Origin of the sequence: Photobacterium aquae (assembly GCF_001029445.1) — a bacterium.
GTDB classification, from domain to species: domain Bacteria; phylum Pseudomonadota; class Gammaproteobacteria; order Enterobacterales; family Vibrionaceae; genus Photobacterium; species Photobacterium aquae.
In genome coordinates, this window is the sequence record NZ_LDOT01000019.1 from 1 (window position 1) to 20237 (window position 20237).

Sequence of the window (20237 nt, forward strand, 5' to 3'; positions counted from 1 at the left end):
ACTGACTTATCGTTACCGGCGATGCCGTTGTCCGTGTCAGTGAGGCGGCATTATAGAGACTTCGAGCGCACTGGCAATACCCAAAATGAAATAAATTCAAAAAAACACGCCAAGCGTTCAAATAGCAGCCAAATCACTTTTTTTTGATAAAAAAAACACCGCTGACGCGGTGTTTTCTCTTAAGTAAACTGATTAATCCTGATGGGCAATAATCCGCCCGTCTTCAGCAGCAATAGTTACAGGCTTACCTGTAGTGAACTTGCCGGACAAAATATCCTGTGCCAGCGGGTTCTCTATGTATTGCTGAATAGCACGTTTTAATGGTCGCGCACCAAAAACAGGATCAAAGCCCGCTTCTGCAACTAAATCCAAGGCACTACTTTCAATGTCGAGGTGGTAATCACGCTCAGCCAGACGTTTAACCAATCGCTCCATCTGAATAGAAGCAATATTCTTGATATTTTCAGCACCCAGAGGGTGGAATACCACGGTTTCATCAACACGGTTAATAAACTCTGGGCGGAAATGCTGCCCGACGACTTCCATCACCAAGTGCTTGATACCGTCATAGTCCAATTCGCCAAAGTGTTCTTGGATCCGATCTGAGCCTAGGTTAGAGGTCATGATCACCACAGCATTGCGGAAATCAACCGTCCTGCCCTGCCCATCGGTCAAACGGCCGTCATCCAATACCTGCAACAAGATATTAAAGACATCCGGGTGGGCCTTCTCGACCTCATCAAGCAAGATGACAGAATATGGACGGCGGCGTACCGCTTCCGTCAAGTAGCCACCTTCCTCATAACCGACATAGCCCGGAGGAGCGCCGACCAAGCGGGCCACGGAGTGCTTCTCCATGAATTCCGACATATCAATTCGCACCATGGCATCATCACTGTCGAACATAAAGTTGGCTAGCGACTTACAAAGTTCTGTCTTACCAACCCCTGTCGGGCCAAGGAACAGGAACGAACCAATTGGGCGATTAGGATCTGACAGTCCGGCACGACTACGGCGGATCGCATTGGCAACTGCTTCAACCGCTTCATCCTGACCGATAACCCGTTTATGCAGCGCCTCTTCCATCCGAAGCAGCTTGTCACGCTCCCCTTCCAGCATCTTAGCAACCGGAATACCGGTCTGGCGCGATAACACTTCTGCGATTTCCGCGTCGGTCACTTTGTTTTTCAGCAGGCTCATTTCCTGCATTTCAGCCTGAGCGGCGAGATCCAACTGCTTCTCAAGCTCAGGAATTCGACCATACTGAAGCTCGGACATCCGGTTCAAATCGCCGGCCCTACGGGCAATTTCCATATCAGTACGAGCTTGCTCTAGCTCTGTTTTAATATGCTGTGTGCCCGACAGCGCTGCTTTTTCCGCATTCCAAACCTCTTCAAGCTCAGCATATTCACGCTCTTTGCTATCTAGCTCATCGTTCAGATCGCTCAGGCGCTTCTTGCTGGCCTCATCGCTTTCTTTCTCTATGGCTTGCTGCTCAATCTTCAGCTGAATAATCCGGCGTTCGAGGCGATCGAGCGATTCCGGCTTGGAGTCAATCTGCATACGAATACTGGATGCAGCTTCGTCAATAAGGTCAATCGCTTTGTCAGGTAACTGACGGTCCGAAATATAGCGGTGCGATAAGCTAGCCGCAGCGACAATGGCCGGATCGGTGATCTCCACGTGGTGGTGCAGCTCATAGCGCTCTTTCAAGCCGCGCAAAATTGCCACTGTATCTTCAACCGTCGGCTCATCCACCAGCACCTTCTGGAACCGGCGCTCTAGAGCCGCATCTTTTTCAATATACTGGCGGTACTCATCAAGCGTGGTTGCCCCTACACAATGTAATTCACCTCGAGCCAACGCCGGTTTGAGCATGTTGCCGGCATCCATTGAGCCTTCACCCTTGCCCGCACCCACCATAGTGTGGAGCTCGTCGACAAACAGGATCACATTGCCTTCTTCCTGCGCCAGTTCATTAAGTACCGACTTCAGGCGCTCTTCAAACTCACCACGGTACTTAGCCCCCGCAATCAGCGCACCCATGTCCAATGACAGCACGCGCTTGTTACGCAAACCCTCAGGCACTTCACCATTGACTATGCGCTGGGCAAGGCCTTCGACAATGGCGGTTTTACCCACCCCTGGCTCACCGATAATCACAGGGTTATTTTTGGTACGACGCTGAAGTACTTGAATCGTACGACGAATTTCATCATCACGGCCAATCACCGGATCAAGCTTGCCTTGCTCGGCTCGCTCGGTCAGGTCGATAGTGAATTTCTCGAGTGCCTGACGGTTTTCTTCGGCATTCTGATCATCGACCTTCTGCCCACCGCGAATTTGCTCTATCGCTTTTTCAACTTTTTCGGTTGTCATCCCAGCATCTTTTAGCAGCTGGCCGAGCGGGCCTTTATCTTCAACCGCAGCTAAAATAAACAGCTCAGACGAAATAAATTTATCTTTTCGTTTTTGTGCCAGCTTATCGCACATGTTGAGCAATACGCCCATCCCATGGGATAGCTGAACATCACCCCCGATCCCGGTTACCTTCGGCAAACGGTCCAACAGCTCAGACAAGCTTGAGCGTAGTTGGGCAATGTCGACATTCAATAGGGTCAGGAGTGGCCGAATCGTGCTGCTGTCCTGGTTCAACAGCGCTACCATCAGGTGAGCCGGCTCTATATACTGATGGTCCCGCCCCAATGCTAGCGACTGAGCATCAGAGATCGCCATTTGAAATTTGCTAGTAAAACGGTCAAGACGCATAAGTCCTCCTCAATATCTTTCAAAAGTAGATATGGTGGTGGCCGTCACGCTTTTCAACCAAATTTATTCCCTATAAGCCATTTATCTCATCCCTCAAGAATGAAGCAATCTGCTATTCATCGGCACATGCATGGGGAATTCTCTCGTATTTAACAGTACGTCGCCCTGTATGTTGCTCACCACGACAGAATGGCATACCATTTAATCCGTACCCCATACTGTTTCAAAGGTGAGAGATAATGATCAAACAACGTCTGGCTCTGTGTTTCATTACTATTGTATCCCTCCTGACATCCTCCCCTGTTTGGGCTCAGCGCCCTATTCAAGAAACTCGACAGGAGATACGCCAAGAAGCTCGAATTGAAAACCGCACCGAAGCGCGAATTGAAAGGCGACACAGCGGAAACAGCAACACCAGCGTTGTGATCATCAATAATGCTATGCTCCGTACCGTTAGCTACAAAGGCGTTGTGCTACTGCACGATCCGATTAACCATCGCTTCTACCGCGCGATCAACAACGGATATCAGGCCTATAACGTGCCCTACGGAGCGAAAGTGATCGAACTCGCACCCGCCTCTCCAACCCAACTCACTATCTTGCAATGAGTTGCAATAAAGCACAGATACAAAAAGGCCCCGCCAAATGACGGGGCCTTTCAATGTCATGTCTCGAATGATCACGACTCGGCATCAAGCCAAATCAAACTCGCCTGTCTGCCAGTAACACCGTCTCGACGGTAGGAAAAGAAGCGATCCGGTTCCGAGAATGTACAATATTCTCCACCATACACCTCAATTACGCCCTGCCGTTGCAGACGCTGTCTTGCCAACAGATACAAATCAGCCAGCCATTTACCCTTGCCGTGGGCCGTAAAAGCCGCTTCGGCATCAGGATCATGGGCGACAAACTGCTCTCGCACTTCGCCCCCCACCTCAAAGGCAGCCTGACTAATGGCCGGACCGAGCCAAGCCATAATCTCACCGCCCGGAACGCTGAACTCCGCCAAGGCATTTTCAATAATGCCGTCAACCAGACCTCGCCAGCCGGCATGCACCGCTGCTACCTGTGTCCCAGCCTTGTCGCAAAGCAATACCGGCAGGCAATCAGCCGTCATCACAACACATGGCATACCCTGATAGCAGGTGTAACTGCCATCAACCTCTACAGAGGCCGGTACGGAGCCATCAAGATTTAGCACCTTGGTACTGTGGATCTGGTTCAACCACGGGAGCGGAGACGCTAATCCCAGCTGCTGCTGTAGCGCCTTGCGGTTAGCCGCAACATCATCAGGACGATCCCCAACATGGTCACCGAGGTTGAATCCCCGGTAAGGTGCCTCGCTCACACCGCCGATGCGAGTGGTCGCTACAGCCTTGACCCTCGCCGGGACCGGCCAGTTAGGGATAATAAGCATCTTAGTACTCGTCCTCTTGATGCTCTTCTTTGTCGTTGCGCAAGATATTGATCATCGCAATCATGTCTGTCGGCAACGGCGCTCGCCATTCCATCAACTCGCCAGTGATCGGATGCTCCAGACGCAACATGCGAGCATGCAGAGCCTGTCGGTCAAACGCACGCAGGGCCATGATCAGCTCTTCCGATGCATCACGCGGCGGACGCGGACGGCCACCGTAGGTTGCATCACCAAGCAGCGGGTGGCTCAGGTACGCCATATGGACACGGATCTGGTGGGTACGGCCCGTTTCCAAACGCAACACAATACGGGTATGGTCACGGAAATGCTCGGCAACACGGAAACGAGTGATCGCCGGCTTACCCATTTCATTCACCGCCATGCAAGTACGCTTGGTCGGGTGACGGCCAATTGGCTTCTCAACACGACCGCCACCGGTCATACGGCCCATCGCAATGGCCTCGTACTCACGGGTGATCTTGCGCTTTTGCAGAGCACGAACCAGACGCGTCTGCGACTGAATAGTCTTTGCTACCACCATCAGGCCGGTAGTGTCCTTATCCAGACGGTGGACGATACCGGCACGCGGCACTTCCGCCAAAGCAGGACTATGGTGCAGCAAGGCGTTGAGCACTGTGCCGTCCGGCGTTCCCGCACCAGGGTGAACCACGAAATCACGCGGTTTGTTGATCACCAAAATATCATCGTCTTCGTAAACGATATCCAGCGGAATATCCTGAGCAACGAAACGAACTTCGTCCTCGATCTCAGCCTTGACCAGCAGCTCTTCGCCGCCCATCATCTTGATTCTTGGTTTGGTAATGACTTCCCCATCAACCGAAACCATACCGTTAAGAATCCACTCTTTAATCCGTGAGCGGGAGTAGTCTGGGTATAAATCAGCGATAACCTGATCTAGGCGCATGCCCAATTGGCTATCTTTTACTGTATTTGTTAACTCTATCTGCTGTGCCATCGCGAACTTTTTCAAAAAGCGTGGGACTAAAAGTCAAACGCTGAGTACAATAACCTATTAGTGTCATTGTATCCGTTAACGGTTCCATTCGTAATGGATCTGCCGAAATAAAATTTATAGCAAGGAAACTAACGCCTCCATGAAACGCCTGACTCTTACGTCTCTGCTTGCCCTAGCCATTCTTAGCGGCTGTTCAAGCACGGAAGAAGTGGTACCGGATGTACCGCCTTCAGAGTTGTATGCCACTGCCCAGCAGGCCCTGCAAAACGGCAGCTGGACTACGGCTATCGAGCGCCTGGAAACACTGGACTCACGCTACCCGTTTGGTGCGTATTCAGAGCAGGTACAACTTGACTTGATTTACGCCTACTACAAAAACGATGACCTAGCCCTTGGTGAAGCCACCATCGACAGGTTCAACCGCCTCAACCCAGCTCACGAAAAATCCGACTGGGTATTGTACATGCGCGGCTTGACCCACATGGCCCAAGATCGCAGCTTCATGCACGATCTTTTCAACATTGATCGTTTTGACCGTGACCCTGAACCGGCTCGCAAGGCATTTCGTGATTTCAAGCGCCTGCTTGAACGCTACCCGAACAGCCGCTACGCCGCTGATTCCAAAGCACGTATGGTCTTTTTGAAAAACCGCCTAGCCGATTACGAACTTGCCACGACCGATTTTTATATTCGCCGTGGGGCATGGGTTGCCGCTATCAATCGTGCTCAACTGATCCAGCGTGAATATGCCGATACGATGGCGGCACGCAAATCATTAGCATTAATGGAAACCGCTTATGAGGAACTCGGGCTGCAAGAACCGCTGGAGCACACACGCGAACTAATGACGCTCAATCCATAATCGATAGCATCTCCCCCAAAAAAAAACAGCAGCCCAATGGCTGCTGTTTTTTTATCTCGGCATAAACAGAGAAAGGATAAACAAGAATGAAGTGGAGCTCACAAGATTGAAGGTGATGGTCAAAAAGAACGCAAGACATTGTTTTAAACCGTATTTACCCCCTGAATAGCACCGGCCATCAGTCTTGTCTACTCCCCCATACTGCCCCAAAACAAAAACCGACTACAAGTACTTTCATCAAACTTTTTTGCAACAAACAAAACCGGATCACAGAATTTTTCCGAACAATAAATTAAAAAAATAAGTGTGATCCAGATCACGTTATTCCTGCCTGATTTTAGTAATCTGAAGTCAACCCAACGAAGGGTAGCAAAAGAGGAAAACATTTATGACAGTAGACATCGCCGGCAAAAACCTTGAAGTCACCCCTGCTATCCGTGAGAGAATCGAGTTTAAATTCAAGAAGTTGGAGAAGTATCAAGTTCAGCTACTCAATAAACACGCAGTGATCAGCACAGAACCAAACCGACACTTTAAAGTTGAAGCATCTGCTGCTATTCCGGGAGGTCAACTTGTTGCCTCAGCAGAGCATGAAGATATGTACGGTGCCATTGCGGAAGTTTACCAAAAACTCGAACGCCAACTAAACAAGCAAACTCACAAGCCAGCGGCTCGCCGCGCAAGTCACAGTGACAAGCCTGAAGTTGAAGCTGACGTTGACGTTGAAAATGAAGAAGCCGAAGAAGCATAATCATTCATGAGGATTACTCGGGGCGTTGATCCTAGTAACAGCGCCCCATCACAAAAAGCCCTCCCATATATGTCACGAAGAATACTGTTTGGCTAACCGAATAAGTTCCGAGTACAACGACATGAGGCCAAGACAGCCCTGCCCTTGCAGGGCTGTTTAGTTTCTGCTTGACATCCAATGCACCGCTGAATAATGTTGAACCATATCTAACATAAAATAATCATTTTGGTATTAATGAAATCCAGCAAACTGTTTTTCTTTCGCTTGTTTTTTATGTCGCCATAACGGGGGCTATTCGTTGCGCGAGAGACAAGCGAAAGACGAACAGACAGCCTCCTGACCGGGAGGCTTTTTTGTATGGGTTGCCAACAGACAGGACGTGACAATGACCGAACCGATGTATTCGCTAGATGATATCCGAACCAATGTGACCCGTATCGATAACGAGATCCTCTCGTTGCTGGCAGAGCGGCGACAGCTGAGCCTCGAAGTGGCCAAAAGTAAAATTCAAACCGCCAAGCCAGTTCGAGACCAGACACGCGAACACGCTCTGCTGCTACGACTCATCGAAACAGGCCGCGAACTCAACCTAGACGCCCAGTATGTCACTCAAATCTTCCATGCCATCATTGAAGACTCAGTCCTGTTCCAGCAAGCCTACCTGCAAACACTAGCCAACCCAGACAGTCTTCAGCCCGTTGCTCGCGTCTCTTTTCTTGGCGCCAAGGGATCCTATTCAAACCTTGCCAGCCATCATTACTTCAGCAAAAAACAAACCAAACTGGTAGAGATCAGCTGTTCGACATTCCGCGATGTTCTCCATACTGTTGAAATTGGCAATGCCGATTTCGGGGTACTGCCGATTGAGAACACCAGTTCTGGCTCGATCAACGAGGTCTATGACCTATTGCAGCACACCAGCCTGTCTATTGTCGGGGAAATCACCCAGCCTATTGATCACTGTCTGCTTGTGGCTGTCGACACTCAGGTTGACCAAATTGATACCCTGTACTCGCATCCGCAACCCCACCAGCAATGTAGCGAATACCTCCATTCGCTGGGCGAGATCACCCAAGAATACTGTTCAAGTACAGCCGAGGCGATGCAGAAAGTCGCCGAAATCAAACGTCCGAACGTCGCTGCAATCGGCAATGCCGCCAGCGGCGAGCTTTACGGACTAACCCCGGTGAAGAGCAATATTGCCAACCAGCAGGAGAATTTCACCCGTTTCATCGTTGTGGCCCGCAAACCCGTCGATGTCACCTCGCTGATCCCAGCCAAAACAACCCTGATCATGTCAACAGCCCAGAAAGCCGGTTCGCTGGTTGAATGTCTGCTGGTACTGCGCAACCTCAATATCAATATGACAAAGCTCGAATCACGACCGGTAATCGGCAATCCGTGGGAGGAGATGTTCTATGTTGACGTACAAGAGAACATAAAGTCAGGCGTTATGCAGCAGGCTCTCGAAGAACTCACTCACCTGACACGGTTCATCAAAGTGCTGGGGTGTTATCCCAGCGAGAACGTCAGCCCAACAGATGTCGAGATAACCCCATAACCGCCCACGGCAGCTCTACATAACAAAAGGCCCGCCCCTTCAATGGGGCGGGCCTTTTCCTGCTATCAGCCCTCTTGGGCTCTTACGCTTTACGGTGAGTTGAATCGTTCGCCTGTCTAAGCAATCCCTGGCTCTCGATTAAAAAATGCTGGGCATAATCCCCAAACCAATTTTCGACCCGGCCAAAAGCCTGCTTGAACGTCTCCTTGTCTTGGTTATCCAGCATTTCGATAGCTTCACCAAACCGTTGATGAAAGCGCTTGATCATCGCAATATTTTGCGGCGATGACATAATAATGTCCGCATATAACTGCGCGTCCTGAGCAAACAACCGGCCTACCATCGCCAGTTCCAACCGGTAAATCGGCGAACTCAATGACAGCAGTTGCTCCAGCTTGGGATCTTCTTCCGCCAAATGCACGCCATAGGCAAACGAAGTGAAATGGCGAAGAGCCTGGATCAGGGTCATCCCCTCGTCGTGCTCAATCGCACTGATCCGGTTGAGTGTCGCGCCCCAGATCTGAATCTGCTCAAGCAACCACTGATAACTCTCAGGCATCCGCCCGTCACAGTAGGCGACGACTTGCTTGGCCAAGCTGGCAATATCAGGGCCAAACATCGGATGCAGGCCAACAACCGGTCCGGAGTGAACCTCAAGCATCGCCTGAAGCGGGCCACTCTTCACCGATGTCAAATCAGCAAGAATACAATCTTCGGGCAAGTTGCCCAGTTTCGCGATGATCTGCTCGGTAATATTAATCGGTACCGATACCACGACCATCCCGGCGTCTGCCAGCAATTCGTCAGCACGATCCCAGTCACCGCTTCCTAACTTACGGACGGTATAACCCGACAGGGCAAACAAGCGGCAGAACAAACCACCAAGCTGGCCATGACCACCAACCACCACAATAGGACGGAGCTGCGGGTTAAGGCACTTGAAGCCAGAGTCATTCTCGCTGGCGTATGACTCTCGCATCGTTCGGCGCAAGATATCTTCAATCAGATCGGGAGGAACCCCCTGGTTTTCGGCCTCTTGACGACGAGAGGCCAACATCGCAGCCTCACGATCCGGGGCATAAATCGGTAATCCGTGCTGGCTTTTGACATGGCCGACCTCCTCGACCAGCGCCAGCCGCTGGGCAAGAAGTGCGACCATCTGGCGGTCGACCTCGTCAATTTGATCTCGTAGTTTACTCAGTTCAGCAACCATCTATGGCTCTCTGCTCTCTTGCGGAATTAAGATTCGGTACGTACCGGAAGAAACGGCATCAGTTCTTGGTGAATATGACGAAGTAAGGTTTCGGTTGTTTCCCAACTGATGCAGGCATCGGTGATCGACACCCCGTAGGCCATCTCTTCACGCGCCAAATCCGCACTCTGATTTCCTTCGTTAATATGGCTTTCCAGCATCAAGCCGATAATCGACTTGTTACCCTCACGGATCTGATGGATCACATCTTCTGCCACCAGCGGTTGACGGCGGTAATCCTTGCGTGAGTTTGCATGGCTACAGTCTACCATCAGCGATGGCGAAAGGCCTGATGCTTTCATCTCGTTTTCACATTCGGTCACTGAGACAGAGTCGTAATTGGTCTGCTTGCCCCCTCGCAGGATCACATGGCCGTCTGGGTTACCCTGGGTGTTAAGCAAAGCGACCTGGCCATCGGGGTTGATCCCCATGAAACGGTGGCCAGATGCCGCCGCCTGCATCGCGTTGATCGCAGTCCCCAAGCTGCCGTCGGTTCCATTCTTGAACCCAACCGGCATCGACAAGCCGCTAGCCATCTCACGGTGAGTCTGCGATTCCGTTGTACGCGCCCCGATAGCCGCCCAGCTAAACAGATCACCGATATATTGCGGGCTGATCGGATCCAGTGCCTCGGTGGCCAACGGGATCCCCATCTCCACCAGGTCAATCAGCAACTGGCGGGCAATATGAAGCCCTTTTTCGACCTCGAACGAACCGTCGAGGTCAGGATCGTTGATCAACCCCTTCCAGCCGACAGTCGTCCTCGGCTTCTCAAAATAGACCCGCATGACAATATACAGCTGGTCACCCAGCTCCTCAGACAACCGCTTGAGCTTTTCCGCATAGATCTTCGCGGCCTCAACATCATGGATAGAGCACGGCCCGCAGACGACCAACAGGCGGTGATCCCGGTGGTGGATAATATCGGCAATCGTCCGGCGCGACTGGCTGACAAAACTCAATGCCGACTCGCTCACCGGGAGCTTGCTACGCAGCTCATTGGGCGTAATGAGTACCGATTCATTCTCAATATGGACATTATTCAGTTGGTCTTTATGCATGCGGGCTTCCCTGTAAAAAATTAGATACACTCGATAACGAAAAAACAGGACACCCTGTCATAAAGCGAACAATAACAGCCATTCAGATTAAATTGCAAGCGATGTAAAGTATAAAATCCACCCGTAAACAATTATTTCCGATCAGCGTTTTTTGGTATGCGCGTTAAAATCCAGTTACCATAACGGCATAAGCCACTGGCAATCTCACAGCGAATAAACGCAATGGAACTGATTTTCTCGCTCCTCCAGCAACTCAGTGTATACCTAGTGCTGGCCTACCTGCTCAGCAAGACACCGCTATTCATGCCTCTGACATCGGTATCCGGGCGGTTATCGCAGCGCTTCACCTGCTATATCCTGTTTTCCCTCTTTTGTATTTTAGGCACTTACTTCGGATTGCACATAGAAGATGCTATTGCCAATACCCGTGCAATCGGTGCGGTTATGGGGGGGCTACTAGGCGGGCCAGTGGTCGGTTTTGCCGTCGGTCTTACCGGAGGATTGCACCGTTACAGCCTTGGGGGATTTACCGATCTTGCCTGTGCGATCTCCACCACCGCCGAAGGGGTGATCGGTGGCTTGATGCACAGCTACTTTGTCCGACGAGGCCAAGTCGACCAGTTATTCCGTCCTGTTGTCGTCTTTGCCGTCACCCTATTCGCCGAAATAGTGCAAATGCTGATCATATTGGCGGTGGCCGAGCCGTTCGACAAAGCCGTCCAGCTGGTCAGCGCCATTGCCCTGCCAATGGTTATCGCCAACTCGGTCGGGGCGGCTTTTTTCATGAGCATTATTCTTGACCGGAAAACCATCTACGAAAAATACTCGGCGGCATTTTCAAACCGGGCCCTGAAGATCGCCCAGCGCTCCGTCGGGATCCTCAGCCAAGGCTTCAATGAAGAAAGCACCAAGAAAATCGCCAATATCGTCTACGAGGAAACAGGGGTCGGCGCAGTCGCTATCACCGACCGGGAGAAAATTCTCGCCTTTATCGGGATCGGCGATGACCACCATCTGCCAGGTACTCCCATCTCATCCGGTTATACCCGCCGGGCCATTGATGCCTGCGAACTGGTCTATGCCGACGGCTATGATATCCCCTACCAATGTTCGCTGCATGAAAAGTGCCGCCTCGGCTCGGCACTGGTGATCCCGCTGGTCGGCGGCAACAATGAGGTACTCGGCACCATCAAACTCTACGAGCCCAAGCGAAAGCTGTTTTCCACGGTCAATGTGACCCTCGGCGAAGGGATAGCCAAGCTGCTATCCAACCAGATCTTAACCGGCCGCTACATCCAGCAGCAAAACCTCTTGGTTCAAGCCGAGCTGCGGCTATTGCAGGCACAGGTCAACCCGCACTTCCTGTTCAACGCGCTCAACACCATTAGCGCGGTTATCCGCCGCGATCCCGACAAGGCCCGTCAACTGATACAGCACCTGTCGCAGTTTTTCCGCAGCAACCTCAAGCAAAATATCGATACCGTCACCCTCGGCGAGGAGCTGCAGCATGTGCAGGCGTATCTCGAGATTGAACTGGCACGTTTTTCCGACCGGCTCCATATAGAAATCAATGTCCCGCCATCTCTCCACACCCTTAGGCTGCCGACTTTTACTCTCCAGCCATTAGTCGAGAATGCCATCAAACATGGCACCTCATCGCTATTGGAAAATGGTAAAATCACCATCAACGGCTATTCGGATGGTGGCCAGATCATACTTGAGGTCGAAGATAACGCCGGTAATTATGCCCCGGTAGGGGAAGAAAGCGGATTGGGGATGAAGATTGTCGACAAACGCCTGAAGAATATGTTCGGCAAACACTATGGATTGGCAATGAGCTGCCAGCCCCAGCTCTGGACCCGGGCTACCATAAAGCTCCCTTGCGAGAATACAATAAACGGAGAACATGCTGCATGATCAAGGCGCTGGTCATTGACGACGAAAAATACGCCCGCGAAGAACTTATCGAACTACTCGAGGAAAGCGGCCGCATCCAAGTGATTGGAGAGTGCAGCAATGCCATCGAGGGGCTGAAGAAGATCAACGCCCTCAAGCCCGATGCTATCTTCCTTGATATCCAGATGCCTCAGCTCACCGGTATTGAATTACTCAGCATGCTTGACCAAGACACCATGCCCAAGGTCGTCTTCGTGACTGCCTACGATGAGTTCGCCCTCAAGGCTTTCGAAGACAATGCATTCGATTACTTACTCAAACCCGTCGAGCCTGCACGGCTTTCCAAAACCTTGGATCGCCTCAGCCGTGAGTGCCATCAAGTAGATTATTCCCCACTCACCTCTGACATGCTGGAGCTGATCCCGTGCAGCGGCCATAACCGTATCGTACTGCTTAGCCCGGCCGATATTGAGGTGGCCTTCTCTGATCTGAGCGGGGTACATGCGGTCACCCATGATACCAAAGCGACCACTCACCTTACGCTCAAGACACTGGAGGAGAAGACACCGCTGATCCGGTGTCATCGACAATACCTGATCCACCCCAAAGCCATCAGAGAGATCAAGCTGCTGGATAATGGCCTTGCTGAGATCACAACCCAGCACGGCCATCATGCCCCCGTCAGTCGCCGCTACCTCAAGGAGCTCAAAGACCGCTTCGGGCTGACTTGAGGAGCTCGCTAAAAGTCAGCAGGCCCCTTGAAGCTGAGCCATTTGTCATAGCCGCGCTGCCAGTAGATCATGTAGAGGCCTTTCTGGTCGCGGCGAAACTCGCACGCCCCCCAGTTATTTTTGCCTTCTTGGCCAAATTGCTCCAATTGCTCCGGGGTACAGTACTGTTCGATACCGGCCTGATAGCCCGCTTGATATTGCCCATAGTCAAGCGGCTGGGCTCCCTCTGTTTGCTCCGTTTTCTCTTCCAGCACCGTCATCGCAGTCGGATGCATGCCCTGCTTGCCATTGAGGAAGCCGAGCTTGTACCAATTGCCCTCTTCGATCAACGACGACTGCGTCACACAACCTGACAATAGTATGGCCGCCGCCCCGGCTACCAATATCTGCATTTTCATAACACGCATATCTCCTCCTTGCACTACGCCCGACACTGTAGAATATAATCTTTTTCTACAGTAACTTAGAAAACCCAATGGTGGCTTAACAAGCACCAATGAAACCGGACACCCATCACGAATTTTCGCTTTTACCATCAATACCGAAATCACTCGGCAAAACCGTCTTACAACATCGGAAAAACCGCTCAAGCAGGCTATCGACCGTTCAGCGGGCCATAGAACCACTCGCCCTTTTTGACCGTGCATCTAGCGATAAAAAGCTTAGGATGGCAGCTGAATAAATGAGTTTTGCGCCCGTTGCCAGGATGACAAGGCAAAGCGCGCCAAATTAACCATCCCACTCCCAAGGATATAGAGAGACAATTTATGGCCTGGTTTCTGATGTGTGTCGCCGCACTGGTAGGTGGATATTTCATCTACGGTGCATTTATCGAAAAAGTATTCGGTGTTAACGAGAACCGCAAAACCCCTGCGTATACCAAAAATGACGGCGTGGACTACGTCCCGATGTCTAACAAAAAAGTCTATCTAGTCCAATTGCTGAACATTGCCGGTGTCGGTCCGATTTTCGGCCCGATCATGGGGGCACTCTACGGCCCAGCGGCCATGCTCTGGATTGTACTGGGTTGTATCTTTGCCGGTGCGGTTCACGACTACTTCTCGGGCATGCTGTCAATTCGCAATGGTGGTGCATCTGTACCGAGCATTACCGGCCGCTACCTAGGCAACGGCGCAAAACACTTTATGAATATCTTTGCGATCGTGCTGTTGCTGCTTGTTGGTGTCGTCTTCGTCTCGGCCCCTGCCGGCATGATCACCAACCTTGTCAATGAGCAAACCAATATCGGCTTGTCGATGACGACCATGGTCGTGGTCATTTTCGCCTACTATATTCTGGCTACCATTGTCCCGGTAGACAAAATCATCGGCCGCTTCTACCCATTCTTCGGCGCCCTGCTTATCTTCATGTCGGTCGGTCTTATCACCGCGATGGCGATCTCTAGCGAGCACTCGCTGCTTGGGGGTTACGAGATGAGCCAGATGTTCACCAACATGAACCCTAACGATCTGCCGCTGTGGCCGGCGTTGTTCATCACCATTGCCTGCGGTGCGATCTCCGGCTTCCACGCGACCCAATCGCCGCTGATGGCACGCTGTATGGAAAATGAAAAGAACGGCCGTTTCGTCTTCTACGGCGCGATGATCGGCGAGGGTGTCATCGCCCTGATCTGGTGTGCGGTTGCCCTGTCTTTCTTCGGCTCGGTCGAGGGCCTGTCTGAAGCGGTCGCCAATGGTGGCCCGGGTACAGTTGTCTACAATTCGTCAATGGGTCTGCTAGGCGTATTTGGCGGCATCATCGCCTTCCTAGGCGTGGTCATTCTACCGATCACCTCAGGCGACACTGCCTTCCGCTCAAGCCGTTTGATCTTGGCCGAATACTTCAATATGGAGCAGAAAACCCTACGTAACCGCCTACTAATGGCTGTACCACTGTTCGTTGTCGGTGGCATCCTGACTCAGGTTGACTTTGCTATCATCTGGCGTTACTTCGGCTTTGCGAACCAGGCCACCGCAGTGATGATGCTGTGGACGGCATCGGCTTATCTGCTACGCCACAACAAACTGCATTGGGTCACAACAGTACCGGCTATCTTCATGACCACGGTATGTATTACCTTCATTCTGAATAACAGCCAGCTAGGCTTCGGTCTGCCAATGACACTGTCTACTGCCGTGGGCCTCATCAGTGCTTTCGGTATCACAGCATTGATCATCAAGCGCTCAAAAGGCAAAGGTGAAACCGACTTGGCCGATGAAGAAAGCGGTGAACTAGAAGCTGCAAAATAATCGGTGAAAAACACTGAATCAAAAAACCAGCCTACGGGCTGGTTTTTTCATACCAATCACAAATCAATGATCGGATATAGCGCAGGGAAAACGCTTGAGAAGTAGGCATAAAAAAAGCCCACCTTGCGGTGGGCTTTCAATTCGCGTCTTACGACAAGCGTATTACTTAGAAGATAGCTTCTCTTTGATACGAGCTGCTTTACCAGAACGCTCACGTAGGTAGTACAGTTTGGCACGACGTACTGCACCGCGACGCTTAACAGTAATGCTGTCAACTACTGGAGAGTGCAGTTGGAATACACGCTCAACGCCTTCACCGTTAGAAATCTTACGAACAGTGAATGCAGAGTGTAGACCACGGTTACGCTTAGCAATTACTACGCCTTCAAAAGCCTGAAGACGAGAGCGCTCACCCTCTTTTACTTTAACTTGAACAACTACAGTGTCACCAGGTGCGAACTGTGGAAGGTCTTGTTTCATTTGCTCTACTTCAAGAGCTTTGATGATATTACTCATTGGTTAATACCCTAGAATAAACTGATACTAAATTAATTAAATGCTTGCTTTGTATTCGCGGATAAACTCCGCCAGCAAGAATTCCTGATCGTCAGTCAGAGCTAGGTTTTCCAGGAGCTCTGGTCTTCTCAACCAAGTGCGGCCCAGCGATTGTTTCAACCGCCAGCGGCTTATATCCTTGTGGTTTCCTGACAACAAGACCCGAGGGACTTCCTGCCCGTCCAACACTTCAGGACGCGTATAGTGTGGGCAATCAAGCAAGCCATTGGCAAAGGAGTCTTCCTCTGCCGACGCAAAATCTCCCAGCACGCCCGGTACAAACCGAACGACTGCATCGACAAGCGTCATGGCTGGCAGTTCGCCACCCGTTAGCACAAAATCCCCGATAGACCATTCTTCGTCTACCTCTTGTTGGATAATGCGCTCATCTACCCCTTCGTAGCGGCCGCAGATAAGAATCAAGTTCTCGTTCTGCGCCAGCTCCTCAACACCCGCTTGATCAAGCTTACGGCCCTGAGGCGACAGATAAATGACTTTAGCCGGCCCATCAATGGACTGTTTTGCTGCATGAATGGCATCGCGCAATGGCTGAACCATCATAAGCATCCCAGGTCCACCGCCGTATGGTCGATCATCGACCGTACGGTGTTTGTCATGGGTGAAATCACGAGGATTCCATGTATCCAATGACAAAAGGCCTTTTTTAACCGCCTGGCCTGTGACCCCATAATTGGTAATGGCATCAAACATTTCAGGGAATAGGCTAATAATGCCTACCTTCATATGTCCACCTAATTACCGGGGTTAGAATCCAGGATCCCAGTCAACTTCGATCCGCTGAGCAGTGCGATCAATCGACTTGATGACCTGCTCATCGAGGAACGGGATTAGGCGTTCCTTTTGGCCAAAAGCATCTTTCAGATTAGCCTTAACTACCAATACATCGTTGGAACCTGTTTCCAGGATGTCAGTCACTTTACCTAGGTCGTAACCTTCGGTAGTCATCACTGTCATTCCAATCAATTCACGCCAGTAGAACTCGTCATCTGACAGCGCTGGCAGTTGGTCAGCAGCAACGTAGACTTCAGCATTAGTGAACATTTGAGCATCCTCGCGGATATCCAAACCTTCCAGCTTCGCTACCAAACCCTGACCGTGGCGCTTCCATGATTCAACACGGATCTCTTGCCACTCACCCTTCACTTTCACAAGCCAAGGCTGATAGGCAAAAATGCTCTCAGCGTCTTCGGTGAAAGAAAAAACTTTGAGCCAACCCTTGATGCCGTATGTGGAACCAAGTTTCCCGACGACGATGTTGTTGTCTTGAATACTCATAGCCTCTCTATTACCTGACATCGCTAATTAAGCCGCTTTAGCAGCGTCTTTGATTAGCTTAGCTGCGCGGTCAGACACAGTTGCGCCTTGACCTACCCAGTGGTTAACACGGTCTAGGTCTAGACGTAGGCGCTCTTCCTGACCCTTAGCTAGCGGGTTGAAGAAACCAATTTTCTCGATGTTACGACCGTCGCGTGCAGCGCGAGAATCAGCAACAACGATTTGATAGAATGGACGCTTTTTAGCGCCGTGACGTGCCAAACGAATGGTTACCATATCGTCCTCTTTGCATTACTGTAAAATTAAATGGCCCCGCCAGAATATAACGGGGCCCGTGCCAAATTAAGCTCGGGAATTTTACTCTTAAAACTGGCGAATGCAACCGCTTTAGCTAAATTTTCACCAATGATAAGAGTTGTCGCTCCAGCAAGCCTAATAATATAAAGGCAAAAAACCTTAACGGCCGAACATTCCGCCGCCAGGCATCATACCTTTCATATTACGCATCATACCCTTCATGCCGCCCTTCTGCATTTTCTTCATCATCTTCTGCATCTGGGTGAACTGCTTGAGCAGACGGTTTACATCCTGCACCTGGGTACCTGAACCCAGAGCGATACGTTTCTTACGCGAGCCCTTGATCAAATCAGGGCGCTCACGCTCTCCCGGGGTCATCGAGTTGATGATCGCTTCCATCTGAACGAACATCTTATCATCAACTTGGTCTTTGACATTGTCCGGCAGTTGCGACATACCAGGAAGCTTGTCCAGCATCCCCATCATGCCGCCCATTTTCTTCATCTGCTGCAGCTGGTCACGGAAGTCTTCCAGATCAAAGCCTTTCTTCTCTTTGAATTTCTTCGCCAGCTGCTCGGCTTTTTCTTTGTCGACGTTACGCTCAAGATCTTCGATCAGCGACAGCACGTCGCCCATACCGAGGATACGCGAAGCCACACGGTCTGGGTGGAACGGCTCAAGCGCATCGGTCTTCTCGCCAACACCCAAGAACTTGATCGGCTTACCGGTCAGATGGCGTACTGACAGCGCCGCACCGCCACGGGCATCACCGTCGACCTTGGTCAGGATCACACCGGTCAGCGGCAGGGCCTCATCAAAGGCCTTGGCCGTATTGGCCGCATCCTGACCTGTCATGGCATCAACCACGAACAAGGTTTCTACCGGATCAATCGCCTTGTGGACGTCCTTGATCTCTTCCATCATTTCGCCGTCGACGTGCAGGCGACCTGCGGTATCGACGATCAGGACATCATAGAATTTTAGCTTGGCATGAGCCAATGCATCTTGGGCAATCTGTACTGGCTTCTGATCAGGGGTTGACGGGAAGAAGTCTACACCAAGATCGCTGGCCAATGTTTCTAGCTGCTTGATAGCGGCTGGGCGATATACGTCAGCCGACACCACCAGCACTTTCTTTTTCTTGCGCTCTTTAAGCAGTTTACTCAGCTTACCCACACTGGTGGTCTTACCCGCACCCTGTAGGCCCGCCATCAAAATTACCGCAGGCGGCTGGCTGGCAAGGTTCAAATCCTCGTTGGACTCGCCCATCACCGCTTCAAGCTCGGCCTGAACAATCTTGATAAACTCCTGACCCGGCGTCAGGCTCTTCGATACCTCGGTACCGACAGCGCGCTCTTTCACACGCTTAACGAATTCACGGACGACTGGCAGCGCAACATCTGCCTCGAGTAACGCCATGCGTACTTCACGCAGCGTATCCTTGATGTTGTCATCGGTCAGTCGACCGCGCCCACTGACATTCTTTAGCGTTCGCGATAAACGCTCCGTTAAATTTTCGAACATGTGCTACTCGCTCGTTACGCAATAATCTAAATCGTTATGATCCGGCTAGTATACCGCAATCCCTATGATGCTTTCATGCCCCGTAGGCGACTTTCACTGTGACATTGGCTTACAAAACCCTATTCTGCCGCGCAGAATACGGCTTTGGCATGGAAGAGACAGGGCGGGCAAGGTATACTTGCGAACTCTTACCATCTTAACCAGTTAAGTTTACTATGGATATGCTGATAGCCTTGGCGGCTGCTTGCCTGTACTTTCTCGCATTAGGGTTAGTCGTGCCCGGACTTACCAACAACAACGGCATCAAAACCAAACCGGTTTTCTTTTCCGCTATTGGCGCCATTGCTCTTCATCTCCTGTTGCTCAAAGACTTGATCCTCGGCGGTGTCGGGCAAAACCTCAGTATCCTCAATGTCGCCTCCCTGATCAGCCTGATGATAGCCATCATCACCACCACAGCCATGCTACGAATGCGGGTTTGGTTCCTGCTCCCGGTCGTCTACAGCTTTGCAGCCATCAATTTATCCGCAGCCATCATGCTGCCCGGGGCATTTATCACCCACCTCGAATCGCATCCCCAGCTGTTGCTGCATATTTCACTGGCGCTGTTCTCCTACTCGACCCTGATGATTGCGACCCTGTATGCAATCCAGCTGGCTTGGCTCGACCATAAGCTCAAAAGTAAGAAGAGCCTGCTGATCAACCCGAACATTCCCCCATTAATGATGGTGGAACGCCAACTTTTCAAGATCATCCTTGTCGGCAACGGCCTCCTGACACTGACATTGATCACCGGCCTGATTTTCATTCAGGACATGATGGCGCAAGGCAAACTCCACAAAGCCGTACTCTCTTTCTTGGCGTGGGTCGTGTACAGCACCCTGCTATGGGGCCATTACCAGAAAGGCTGGCGAGGACGCCGTGTTGTCTGGTATAGCTTAGTCGGTGCCTTTCTACTGACACTGGCTTATTTTGGAAGCCGCTTCGTCAAGGAGATCATCATCGGCGGCTGATTTAGGCCGCTATCATTGACACCCAGA

At 51.2% G+C, this 20237-nt stretch carries 19 protein-coding genes and 1 other annotated feature; of the genes, 8 read left to right on the plus strand and 11 right to left on the minus strand.

Translation table 11 applies throughout. The features are described 5' to 3' along the window. Positions 1-192: 192 nt before the first annotated feature. Complete coding sequence (clpB, locus tag ABT56_RS13160; protein ID WP_047879352.1) at positions 193-2769, minus strand: ATP-dependent chaperone ClpB; 2577 nt, start codon at positions 2767-2769, stop codon at positions 193-195. A 239-nt stretch (positions 2770-3008) separates the two neighbouring features. On the opposite strand from clpB, the gene ABT56_RS13165 reads away from it, so the two are divergent. After that, entirely contained in the window at positions 3009-3377 is a 369-nt protein-coding gene (locus tag ABT56_RS13165; RefSeq protein WP_047879353.1) for a hypothetical protein, read from the plus strand. 71 nt (positions 3378-3448) lie between these two features. Here ABT56_RS13165 and pgeF read toward each other — a convergent pair whose 3' ends face one another. Together pgeF and rluD are read right to left on the minus strand one after the other, a co-directional pair. Then, a complete protein-coding gene (gene pgeF / locus ABT56_RS13170) occupies positions 3449-4186 on the minus strand; it encodes a peptidoglycan editing factor PgeF (protein ID WP_047879354.1) in 738 nt (245 codons plus the stop codon). A gap of 1 nt (position 4187) precedes the next feature. Then, complete coding sequence (rluD, locus tag ABT56_RS13175; RefSeq protein ID WP_047879355.1) at positions 4188-5162, minus strand: 23S rRNA pseudouridine(1911/1915/1917) synthase RluD; 975 nt, start codon at positions 5160-5162, stop codon at positions 4188-4190. A gap of 139 nt (positions 5163-5301) precedes the next feature. On the opposite strand from rluD, the gene bamD reads away from it, so the two are divergent. The 3 genes from bamD (at position 5302) to pheA (ending at position 8336) form a co-directional block, all read left to right on the plus strand. Next, positions 5302-6024: an outer membrane protein assembly factor BamD gene (gene bamD / locus ABT56_RS13180; RefSeq protein ID WP_047879356.1), complete on the plus strand. Its 723-nt coding sequence runs from the start codon at positions 5302-5304 to the stop codon at positions 6022-6024. Positions 6025-6412: 388 nt separating this feature from the next. Beyond that, complete coding sequence (hpf, locus tag ABT56_RS13185) at positions 6413-6775, plus strand: ribosome hibernation-promoting factor, HPF/YfiA family (RefSeq protein WP_047879357.1); 363 nt, start codon at positions 6413-6415, stop codon at positions 6773-6775. Positions 6776-7011: 236 nt separating this feature from the next. Then, positions 7012-7133, plus strand: a sequence feature (Phe leader region). Between the two features lie 27 nt (positions 7134-7160). Beyond that, entirely contained in the window at positions 7161-8336 is a 1176-nt protein-coding gene (gene pheA, locus ABT56_RS13190; RefSeq protein WP_047879358.1) for a prephenate dehydratase, read from the plus strand. A gap of 82 nt (positions 8337-8418) precedes the next feature. Here pheA and tyrA read toward each other — a convergent pair whose 3' ends face one another. Together tyrA and ABT56_RS13200 are read right to left on the minus strand one after the other, a co-directional pair. Next, positions 8419-9549 carry a bifunctional chorismate mutase/prephenate dehydrogenase gene (gene tyrA, locus ABT56_RS13195; RefSeq protein WP_047879359.1) on the minus strand — a complete coding sequence of 377 codons (1131 nt, stop codon included), beginning with the start codon at positions 9547-9549 and terminating at the stop codon, positions 8419-8421. A gap of 26 nt (positions 9550-9575) precedes the next feature. Beyond that, positions 9576-10649 carry a 3-deoxy-7-phosphoheptulonate synthase gene (locus ABT56_RS13200; RefSeq protein ID WP_047879360.1) on the minus strand — a complete coding sequence of 358 codons (1074 nt, stop codon included), beginning with the start codon at positions 10647-10649 and terminating at the stop codon, positions 9576-9578. A gap of 222 nt (positions 10650-10871) precedes the next feature. Here ABT56_RS13200 and ABT56_RS13205 point away from each other — a divergent pair, with 222 nt between their 5' ends. Further along, on the plus strand, positions 10872-12566 hold the full coding sequence (locus ABT56_RS13205; RefSeq protein ID WP_047879361.1) for a sensor histidine kinase: 1695 nt from the start codon (positions 10872-10874) through the stop codon (positions 12564-12566). Further along, complete coding sequence (gene btsR, locus ABT56_RS13210) at positions 12563-13276, plus strand: two-component system response regulator BtsR (RefSeq protein WP_047879362.1); 714 nt, start codon at positions 12563-12565, stop codon at positions 13274-13276. The genes ABT56_RS13205 and btsR overlap by 4 nt, the downstream gene beginning before the upstream one ends. A gap of 8 nt (positions 13277-13284) precedes the next feature. Here btsR and ABT56_RS24195 read toward each other — a convergent pair whose 3' ends face one another. Beyond that, on the minus strand, positions 13285-13683 hold the full coding sequence (locus ABT56_RS24195; protein WP_053062489.1) for a DUF2799 domain-containing protein: 399 nt from the start codon (positions 13681-13683) through the stop codon (positions 13285-13287). Between the two features lie 360 nt (positions 13684-14043). Between ABT56_RS24195 and ABT56_RS13220 the strand changes: the two genes are divergently transcribed. Then, positions 14044-15525, plus strand: coding sequence for a carbon starvation CstA family protein (locus tag ABT56_RS13220; RefSeq protein ID WP_047879363.1), 1482 nt, complete (start codon positions 14044-14046; stop codon positions 15523-15525). 162 nt (positions 15526-15687) lie between these two features. On the opposite strand, the gene rplS is transcribed toward ABT56_RS13220, so the two are convergent. The 5 genes from rplS to ffh all read right to left on the minus strand — a co-directional run bounded on the left by rplS (position 15688) and on the right by ffh (position 19197). Continuing rightward, positions 15688-16041: a 50S ribosomal protein L19 gene (gene rplS, locus ABT56_RS13225; protein WP_047879364.1), complete on the minus strand. Its 354-nt coding sequence runs from the start codon at positions 16039-16041 to the stop codon at positions 15688-15690. Positions 16042-16077: 36 nt separating this feature from the next. Further along, complete coding sequence (trmD, locus tag ABT56_RS13230) at positions 16078-16824, minus strand: tRNA (guanosine(37)-N1)-methyltransferase TrmD (RefSeq protein WP_047879365.1); 747 nt, start codon at positions 16822-16824, stop codon at positions 16078-16080. A gap of 21 nt (positions 16825-16845) precedes the next feature. Continuing rightward, the gene (gene rimM / locus ABT56_RS13235; protein ID WP_047879366.1) at positions 16846-17376 is read right to left on the minus strand and encodes a ribosome maturation factor RimM; all 531 of its coding nucleotides are present in this window, start codon (positions 17374-17376) and stop codon (positions 16846-16848) included. Between the two features lie 27 nt (positions 17377-17403). Then, complete coding sequence (gene rpsP / locus ABT56_RS13240; protein WP_047879367.1) at positions 17404-17652, minus strand: 30S ribosomal protein S16; 249 nt, start codon at positions 17650-17652, stop codon at positions 17404-17406. Positions 17653-17832: 180 nt separating this feature from the next. Then, entirely contained in the window at positions 17833-19197 is a 1365-nt protein-coding gene (ffh, locus tag ABT56_RS13245) for a signal recognition particle protein (RefSeq protein ID WP_047879368.1), read from the minus strand. Positions 19198-19412: 215 nt separating this feature from the next. On the opposite strand from ffh, the gene ABT56_RS13250 reads away from it, so the two are divergent. Next, positions 19413-20210, plus strand: coding sequence for a cytochrome C assembly family protein (locus ABT56_RS13250; RefSeq protein WP_047879369.1), 798 nt, complete (start codon positions 19413-19415; stop codon positions 20208-20210). Positions 20211-20237: the final 27 nt, after the last annotated feature.

Excerpts from the sequence above, each read along its gene's own strand:
- clpB (WP_047879352.1), bottom strand. The coding sequence starts at position 2,769 with ATGCGTCTTGACCGTTTTACTAGCAAATTTCAAATGGCGATCTCTGAT.
- ABT56_RS13165 (WP_047879353.1), top strand. The coding sequence starts at position 3,009 with ATGATCAAACAACGTCTGGCTCTGTGTTTCATTACTATTGTATCCCTC.
- pgeF (WP_047879354.1), bottom strand. The coding sequence starts at position 4,186 with ATGCTTATTATCCCTAACTGGCCGGTCCCGGCGAGGGTCAAGGCTGTA.
- rluD (WP_047879355.1), bottom strand. The coding sequence starts at position 5,162 with ATGGCACAGCAGATAGAGTTAACAAATACAGTAAAAGATAGCCAATTG.
- bamD (WP_047879356.1), top strand. The coding sequence starts at position 5,302 with ATGAAACGCCTGACTCTTACGTCTCTGCTTGCCCTAGCCATTCTTAGC.
- hpf (WP_047879357.1), top strand. The coding sequence starts at position 6,413 with ATGACAGTAGACATCGCCGGCAAAAACCTTGAAGTCACCCCTGCTATC.
- pheA (WP_047879358.1), top strand. The coding sequence starts at position 7,161 with ATGACCGAACCGATGTATTCGCTAGATGATATCCGAACCAATGTGACC.
- tyrA (WP_047879359.1), bottom strand. The coding sequence starts at position 9,549 with ATGGTTGCTGAACTGAGTAAACTACGAGATCAAATTGACGAGGTCGAC.
- ABT56_RS13200 (WP_047879360.1), bottom strand. The coding sequence starts at position 10,649 with ATGCATAAAGACCAACTGAATAATGTCCATATTGAGAATGAATCGGTA.
- ABT56_RS13205 (WP_047879361.1), top strand. The coding sequence starts at position 10,872 with ATGGAACTGATTTTCTCGCTCCTCCAGCAACTCAGTGTATACCTAGTG.
- btsR (WP_047879362.1), top strand. The coding sequence starts at position 12,563 with ATGATCAAGGCGCTGGTCATTGACGACGAAAAATACGCCCGCGAAGAA.
- ABT56_RS24195 (WP_053062489.1), bottom strand. The coding sequence starts at position 13,683 with ATGCGTGTTATGAAAATGCAGATATTGGTAGCCGGGGCGGCGGCCATA.
- ABT56_RS13220 (WP_047879363.1), top strand. The coding sequence starts at position 14,044 with ATGGCCTGGTTTCTGATGTGTGTCGCCGCACTGGTAGGTGGATATTTC.
- rplS (WP_047879364.1), bottom strand. The coding sequence starts at position 16,041 with ATGAGTAATATCATCAAAGCTCTTGAAGTAGAGCAAATGAAACAAGAC.
- trmD (WP_047879365.1), bottom strand. The coding sequence starts at position 16,824 with ATGAAGGTAGGCATTATTAGCCTATTCCCTGAAATGTTTGATGCCATT.
- rimM (WP_047879366.1), bottom strand. The coding sequence starts at position 17,376 with ATGAGTATTCAAGACAACAACATCGTCGTCGGGAAACTTGGTTCCACA.
- rpsP (WP_047879367.1), bottom strand. The coding sequence starts at position 17,652 with ATGGTAACCATTCGTTTGGCACGTCACGGCGCTAAAAAGCGTCCATTC.
- ffh (WP_047879368.1), bottom strand. The coding sequence starts at position 19,197 with ATGTTCGAAAATTTAACGGAGCGTTTATCGCGAACGCTAAAGAATGTC.
- ABT56_RS13250 (WP_047879369.1), top strand. The coding sequence starts at position 19,413 with ATGGATATGCTGATAGCCTTGGCGGCTGCTTGCCTGTACTTTCTCGCA.